Consider the following 7,593-nt stretch of genomic DNA (forward strand, 5'->3'; position numbering starts at 1 on the left):
AAAGGAAACGGAATAAGTCCCAGGGGTGGGTTTGTGAGTGGGCGAGCAAAGCCATTATGCCGTAGTCTTTTGCTTTTACCACTGGCTTTACCCGCAATACATTAGCTGCCTTTTACCGGTTTATCTTGGGAAAAGTTTAAATCACTAAACATTTAAAATATATTTAGAAAATAGACAATAATGAAGTTGATTGAGAAGGGTACCATATTAGAATACTTCCAAAACTGACATGCAATTTGTGTTAATGAATTTGTATATTTATGGTAAATTCACTTAAATTGAATATAGAACAAACAGAAAATTTTGATTTCATCAAAATACTTAATGATGATAAAACGTACAAGCTCCTTTTTCCTTCGCGGGAAGTTGGCATGGCTATAATTGAGATCTACGAAGGAATCGAAAATAATATTTACGAGAATCAAAAATTCACGGAATCTGATTTACACGAGGCATTTTCCAAAGTATACCGTACGAATGACCGCTACCCAAAAGAGATTTACAGTGCCCACATCATGGACTTGCAGGAATATTTTTTGGATTATGATCAACAATCACAAAAGTATTTTTTTAAGGACTATGCTTATAAGTTCTGCGAACATGCTAAAAATACACTTAAAGGTGCATTTAATCCTACCAGAATACAAAAGATATGCACACTTCTTACTAATTCTCTCCAAAGCAAGCAAACAGATGAAGACCTCACTTTCTGGCTTACAGATGAGTTTAAGAAATATGAACCTGACCTGCGGGAACAAATAGATTTTCTTGACCGTCAGATTTCTAATTCACTTGAACAACTAAAACGACGCACAGTCATCGAAAAGGGAAGTTTCATTAATATTTTAATCGCAACCAACGAAAGCCTTAATACATCGCAAGATCATGTTAGAGAATTGCGATCTGCTTACGCTGAAACAAGGATAATGCGAGATATACTTAACCGTAAAAATGCGGGAAATCAGGAAATTGATGGCCTAATCAGGGAGGTACTTTTTTTTATAAGTTACATTAATGACCGGCTTAATTCCATAGATAAAAAGCTCGATCGTATCCAGCCAAAGATACGACAGCTTTTTTCATCTTTAAATAAGCCTGCTTTTAATGGGAAAGTCGAACGTTTTATTACTTACTTGCTTGATAAATCTGTGGTAGAATATATTGAGACACAGAAAACGATGATTTTCCCAAAAGGTATACTGTGTCCGACATTACGTTATCGTACACCTAACTTTACGATTATTAGTAAGGACAAGGAACTTTTCCCACCTAAGCCTAAAGAGCGTAAGCACTACATTCAAAACAATAAGGAAATTGAGAGGAACAGAAAGAAGGCAATAACGTTTTTAAAAGATATTGACACCGCACAGAAATGGCAGGATTATATCCTATCGGAAATAAACCTCAGGAATTATATCAATCTCTCTGAAACTTTTTTTACGATTGCAAGACAAACAGGGCCTTCCTTAGCGGTTACGGTAATGTTCAATACAATAAAGCATATATCCCAAACGCCATCTATGCAACTTGAGACTGCAAAGGAATTATATACTGATAACGAATTTAATTATATCTCTTTATGGAAGATGGAAGTCAGAAAATTACAGTAGCATCCTTTTTATTTCATGAGGCAGCGGAAGATATTTTCGCCCAGTTGGATTATGCACTAAAAGACGGAATGCATATCCAAAGGGAGGGAAAGCAGGTTAGGCAATTTAACTTTATCGAGGCAAATGAAGAAAGCCTTGTTTTATATTATCAAAAATTCTTTAATGTCACATTACTTCGGGATGGTGAAGATCCTAACGCCTATTACTACCTGGATTTTTATGGTAATGACCGTGGCAACATTTCGGACCGCCACCGGCATATCATGAAGAGCGAATTTGTACTTATCGGCTTCATAATTTATAAAATTATTTATATCGACTGGGATATTGAACTTGATTCCGTACAAAAGTTAAAGGATAAAATAAGGATCGACTATGAGGATTACAAGCCTGGGTTGTATAGGCTGATTGCAAAGTCCAAAAATACAAACCCTAGTAATATAAATGATACTGCATTGGACAACACCATACAATCTGCATTGGAGGAATTTAGGAAGATTGGTTGGATATCGCTAAATAAAGATGATTTCAGTCCGCTTCCTGCATTTAAAAGGCTCCTAAAAATATATGAGGAGCAAATATTGAATATAGATGAGACCCTAAATAAACTGCGATGAAAAAATATCCAAGGATAGCACGGCTGTCCACGTTGAATATTGTGCGGCACCAATGCTTTGATTACGAATTTAGTCCATTCCGGACTGATTTCGTTGGTGAGGGCGGGGCAGGTAAAAGCATGATTGGAGATCTGCTACAATTGATTTGCGTAGGAACTAAGGCATTTCATTCGCCAACGAAGGGTACGGGCCCTAGGCAGCCAAGTACACTTGTACTGCGAAGCGAGGGTGGAGGTACAGATGTTGGATATGCTTTTTTAAACATTGAAAAAAATAAGAAACAATATGTTGTAATAGGCATTTATCTGGAGAGTTCCGGAGCCTCAAATATGTTTATCGTACAGAATGGACATGATTTTGATCCGAACTCTGTATTAAATACATTTGATCAAAAGCTGGGTGTAGAAGATTTTATAAAGGATAATAAAATTCTGCCTATAGCAGAATTAAAAAATCATCTGTTGGATAATCGAGACCTTACTTGCGAATCCTGGGATCAGACAGCACGCTATCATCAACTTTTATATAACAATGATATTCTACCAATTGACCTCTCTATAAATTATAGAACCCTTGAAAATTATGCTAAGATTATACAGGCATTTTCTAGAGAGTCACTTGATATTAATAAGAGTGAAAAATTACAATCCTTCCTTTTTGGCGATGACAAAGAGAAAGAATTAGTTTCGCGATTTTACGCCGCCATAGAGGAATTATCAGAAGATTTTAAGCAATTTGAACACAATCGGGATGAAATTGCGGAGCTGAAATTACGCCAATTAAATCTCAGTGCTTTGCTGGAGTTAAAGAAGTTGTCAGAAGAAAAACATAAATTATACATTAGTAATGCTTATGCACTTTGTAATTCTGAGATTGAAAGATTAACATCTAAAATTTCAGAAAGATTAGGATATTATGAGCAGGCAACATTACTACTCCCAAAGCTGAAAGATGAACTTAGCAGGAAACTGGAAAGAATTGAAAGTGAAATTACACTGTTAAATACAGAATGGTCGATTGCAATTGAAGAACGTAACGACTGGAAAAAGAAGCACGACCAACAACAGGAATTTGGCAAATGGCTTGAAAGCCTCAACGTTTCTGAAGAGGGGCTTGAGGCCATATACCATACCCACCAACAGTCAAAAGTTCGGCTTGAAAAAAGGAAATTGCTGGAAGAAAAATGTATCCTTCATAACGCAGATATACGGATATTAGAAAAACTTGAAAGCAAAAATACCGCCTTACAGCTTGCTGAAATTTATAAATCTAATGAAACAGAGATTGACTTTAAGCGTAAGCTTTTGAGTCTAAATAATATTAATGAGCAGGATTCTTTAGCCAAATGGGTGCTGAATTTAGGGCAGAATCTTACAAAAGAGCAGGAAGGTGTAATTCGTAAGTTTCACGATTTAAATTATAAGACTACCGCACCCGCTGAGCAGGGAACAAAATACGTACCAGAGCCCTTAAAGTTAATTGAAAGCCTGCAATTATCTGGTTTTTCGGAAACCGGATACTGGCTTAACTTAGGAGGCGTAATTGAACATATAGATACTAACTTCGAGGCAATATTTGATAAGGGTACAAGTGCTATCAGGTCGTACTTCGAAAATCAGTCCGTGTCTTTAAAAACAGAATTGGATGCGTTGGAAAAAACTCAAAAAGCCACCGCGAAGATGCAGGCCGTGCTGGATGAATTGGATAATCCTGACACTTTTATTGAAGCCTGGCGCGAAGAAATACAATTATCGGATCAGCTTGAAGTATTGCCGCTGCATAAAATGGAATATAGTGAATTTAAGCTCATCAGGGAGTCCTATGCCAACCGCCTAAACATTGCTGAAAAACTTGAGGAAAGCCAGAGAAAATTTGATAGACTTGATTGTAATAGAAGAAATCTAAATACGTTGCAGGATAACCTAGAAAGACGCTTTTCGACTTTTCAGACTATTGTGGAGTTACAGGAAATTAGCAGCCTTAAGTTAAGATTTAAGATTACCTCAAACAATTCTAAAAGCTTTGATGATATACTTGCAGCCCTAGACCTTTCGGAAGATTACTATGCGACCTTTGACGAGTTTTACACCACAGAAATAAACTGTATTAGCCATGCACATCAGGTTGTACAGCTCGATAAGGAACTTGAAAGTATACAGTTAAAACGGAATTCTGTTTATATCCAAGATCCGGAATGGCTCGACACCCAAACTGATGCTATCCTGCTTGACCGGGAGCAAGTGGATAAGCTTGAAGAAAATTATAAAAACTCGTTACAAGAGTATATCATCAAATATAATACGTTATGCAACACCTTCCTGAAAGAAAAAGCTAAGAGGTTTGAAAATACAGGCGATTTCCAAGGCTTATGTTATGAAATACTGCCATCCGAAATAGTTAATGAGACAACCCTTGAAAATGAGATTATAGAGAAGATTGATATATACCTTCGGGAGATTAACCTAAAAAATAAGAAGCTGAACCATAGAAAATTACTTAAACTTCAGGATGTTATTGAAAAAGTGCAACAGGAGGTGAGTGACCAGATATATAACGTAAATTTCATACGCAGATTCCTGAATGAAGAAGATAAGATAATTACAGGTGACCTTAAGGTTGTATTGGATTTTAAAGCGCCATTATTTAACCATGAATGGATGTCCGTATTCCTTGACAGTATTGGGAAAGATCTGGAGCTTGGCGGGGAAGATACCCTTTTCGATTCACTAAAAACGATATCAAACGACTTGGAGAAATATCCTACATTGCAGGAGAAATTGCGCGAGTCATTCTATAAATCGGGCGGTTCAAGATCGCTAAAACCAAAAGTCGAAGAACTGCTTAACCCTAAGTCGTATTATGGCTTGAAGTTTGCTATTCGGAACAAAGAAGGTCTAAAAAATGATGGCAGTACCAGTCAGGCATATTCAGCAATAGCATTGCTCTGCATGGCAAAACTTCGGCTAATCGATTATTCGCAGAACAGAGGAAAAGACAAGGGTGCTATTCGATTCATGGCTATTGACGAGGCGGAAGGGCTTGGAAGTAATTTCGATATGTTATATAAACTTGCTTTGGATAACGATTATCAAATTCTTTCATTATCAATCAATCCCAACAAAGTCGACTTAAAGAACCAATATATCTATCTGCTTCAAAACAGCAGAGAGAATACAAACATTAACTATGATCCGATTCCAATTTTCGGGCTGACAAATGTATAACTTATGAAAGGAATTGAGTGGCGCCATCTTCGAGGGCTTCATGAACTATACCTTGCTGGACAGACAAGGCTTAAAATACATACCAACAGTTTTGTCAAACAGATCGTGATGAAGCAATTAAGATTGGTGAAATTTAAGGTTGGTAGCCGTGATATTTTGGTTGCTATGTCTAATTACAGGGAGTTTTATGAAACGGAGTTCCTTTCATATTACAACTACTACAATAATTTTTTCAAGGAATCGGGCCTCGAAAATAATGCCCGAAAAGCTTTTACAGAGGAAGACCTTAAAGGCCTAGTCTTTGTGTACTATAACAGAGATGAACTAAAAATAAAGCTGACCACTGAGACACGTTTTTCTGCACAAATCTTCAAGAACCAGAATTCAAAATATCTGTCCAATAAACCGAGTCTCAGGAATGCTATGCTTACTATTCTTGGGATTGATTCATTTCCGGATAAAGAACCTAAAAATAACCAGTGGAGAATAGTTGTGGATTGTCCCAATCCTGCTGTCGTTGTTTTATGTGAAAACCTAGATTGTCTTAAAGTACCACTTGAATACAAGGACAACAATATAGAATTATGGTATGTAGGGGGAAATAATACTGCACCTTTACTTGATATTTCGCAAAATAAGTTACAGTTGCCAATGTTCTATCTTTGTGATTGGGACTACGCAGGGTTATCTATTTACAGCAGGGTTAAAAAAATTATGGAAGAAAAAGGCGTTATATTGACATTAATAACGCCTTCGCATGGCACCAAAACACTTCCTGTTGGAGTAAAGCATCATAAAAGTAAATGGAAGGTCAAACCATTTTCAGGCCTACAAAAAAAGGACTTTGATAGCGAGCAAATTGATTATATTGAACACCTGATTAACAATAATATTTGGGTTGAGGAACAAAACATAGACTTGATAGAGATTTTAAAAGGCCGCTAACAAATGATTTTGCTAATTATCAATCTCGTATAAGTTTTACAAGACTCTCTTTACTGGGCAGCACCGTCGTATATTTACTTGCAAATATCTGCTGATTGTTTTCAGGTAACGTAAATTCCACAACCGCTTCACTTTTATCCTGACATAGGATTATACCAATGGTTTTATTTTCTTCAGGAAGCCGCATTCTCCTGTCATAGAAATTAACGTACATCTGCATTTGCCCTATATCCTGATGCTTAAGTTCGCCGATTTTTAAGTCAATCAGTACAAAGCACCTAAGAATCCGATTGTAGAAAACCAGGTCTATCCTGAAATGCTTTTCGTCAAAACTAATACGTTGTTGCCTTGCCACGAAGGTAAACCCGGTGCCAAGTTCCAGCATAAAATGTTCCAGTTTCTCAATAAGCTTCTGTTCTAATTCGCTTTCAGAGTAAGTTGATTGTTCCGGCAGGCCGATAAATTCTAAAATATATGGATCTTTGATTGCATCCTGGGGCTTTTGCAATAGTTGGCCTTCTTTGGCTAGCCTTCGAACCTGCGATCCACTTCTGCTTAGGGACAGACGTGTATAAAGTGCCGTGTTATATTGCCTTTCCAATTCCCTGAGGCTCCAGTTGTTCTTATAAGATTCGATTTCGTAAAAGTTTCTTTCGTCAACATCTTCAATACGCATTAATTTTAGATAGTGGGACCAACTTAATTGAAATTTTTTTACCGGTTTATCATCGCTCTCAAATTCCGCAGACAGTGTCTGCGCTTTTGAGTATACAAGGTAAAATTGGCGCATCTGCTCCAGATTTCGCTGTGAAAAACCCTTTCCAAAATCTGCCGTTAGCTTTATTGACAGCGTTTTTATGAGTTGCTTTCCGTAATCAGCCCGCTCATTGCCATTTTGCTCTTCATGAACTATCATTCGGCCTATCTCGTAATAAGTCAAAACCATTGTATGGTTTACCGACTGGACAATCCTGCCCCTTGCTTCAGTAAGTAGCTCAGAGATCCTCTGCGCCAGTTGATTTGTTGCTGTAGGTTCCATAATTCTTAAGATTGGGCAATCGCTAAATTATCGGCTTCATTTCCACATAGGCGCTCTTTAAGCCTGCCCATATCCTCGCTGACTTTCTTCTCAAGGACCTTTGCGTATATCTGTGTTGTCCTTATGCTGGTATGCCCAAGCATCCTTGATACGCTTTC

Annotated in this window: 5 protein-coding genes and 1 pseudogene; 4 read left to right on the plus strand and 2 right to left on the minus strand. The window is 37.3% G+C overall.

Annotation, left to right across the window (positions count from 1 at the left end; translation table 11 throughout):
* Positions 1 to 278 precede the first annotated feature (278 nt).
* Genes ABS766_RS16530 through ABS766_RS16545 form a run of 4 tightly spaced genes read left to right on the plus strand, consistent with a single transcriptional unit; the run spans position 279 to position 6,396 of the window.
* Complete coding sequence (locus tag ABS766_RS16530; RefSeq protein WP_408086309.1) at positions 279 to 1,610, plus strand: hypothetical protein; 1,332 nt, start codon at positions 279 to 281, stop codon at positions 1,608 to 1,610.
* Positions 1,580 to 2,227 (plus strand): condensin complex protein MksE, encoded by a 648-nt coding sequence (locus ABS766_RS16535; RefSeq protein WP_408086310.1) that lies wholly within the window; start codon positions 1,580 to 1,582, stop codon positions 2,225 to 2,227. The genes ABS766_RS16530 and ABS766_RS16535 overlap by 31 nt, the downstream gene beginning before the upstream one ends.
* Positions 2,224 to 5,451 (plus strand): AAA family ATPase, encoded by a 3,228-nt coding sequence (locus ABS766_RS16540; RefSeq protein WP_408086311.1) that lies wholly within the window; start codon positions 2,224 to 2,226, stop codon positions 5,449 to 5,451. Before ABS766_RS16535 ends, ABS766_RS16540 begins: the two co-directional genes overlap by 4 nt.
* Positions 5,452 to 5,454: 3 nt before the next feature.
* Positions 5,455 to 6,396, plus strand: a complete 942-nt coding sequence (locus tag ABS766_RS16545) for a hypothetical protein (RefSeq protein WP_408086312.1) — start codon at positions 5,455 to 5,457, stop codon at positions 6,394 to 6,396.
* Positions 6,397 to 6,415: 19 nt separating this feature from the next.
* On the opposite strand, the gene ABS766_RS16550 is transcribed toward ABS766_RS16545, so the two are convergent.
* Entirely contained in the window at positions 6,416 to 7,435 is a 1,020-nt protein-coding gene (locus ABS766_RS16550; protein ID WP_408086313.1) for a PDDEXK nuclease domain-containing protein, read from the minus strand.
* A gap of 5 nt (positions 7,436 to 7,440) precedes the next feature.
* Positions 7,441 to 7,593, minus strand: a pseudogene (locus tag ABS766_RS16555) (site-specific integrase); the annotation flags it as partial.

This window comes from Flavobacterium rhizosphaerae (assembly GCF_046000445.1).
Lineage (GTDB): Bacteria > Bacteroidota > Bacteroidia > Flavobacteriales > Flavobacteriaceae > Flavobacterium > Flavobacterium rhizosphaerae.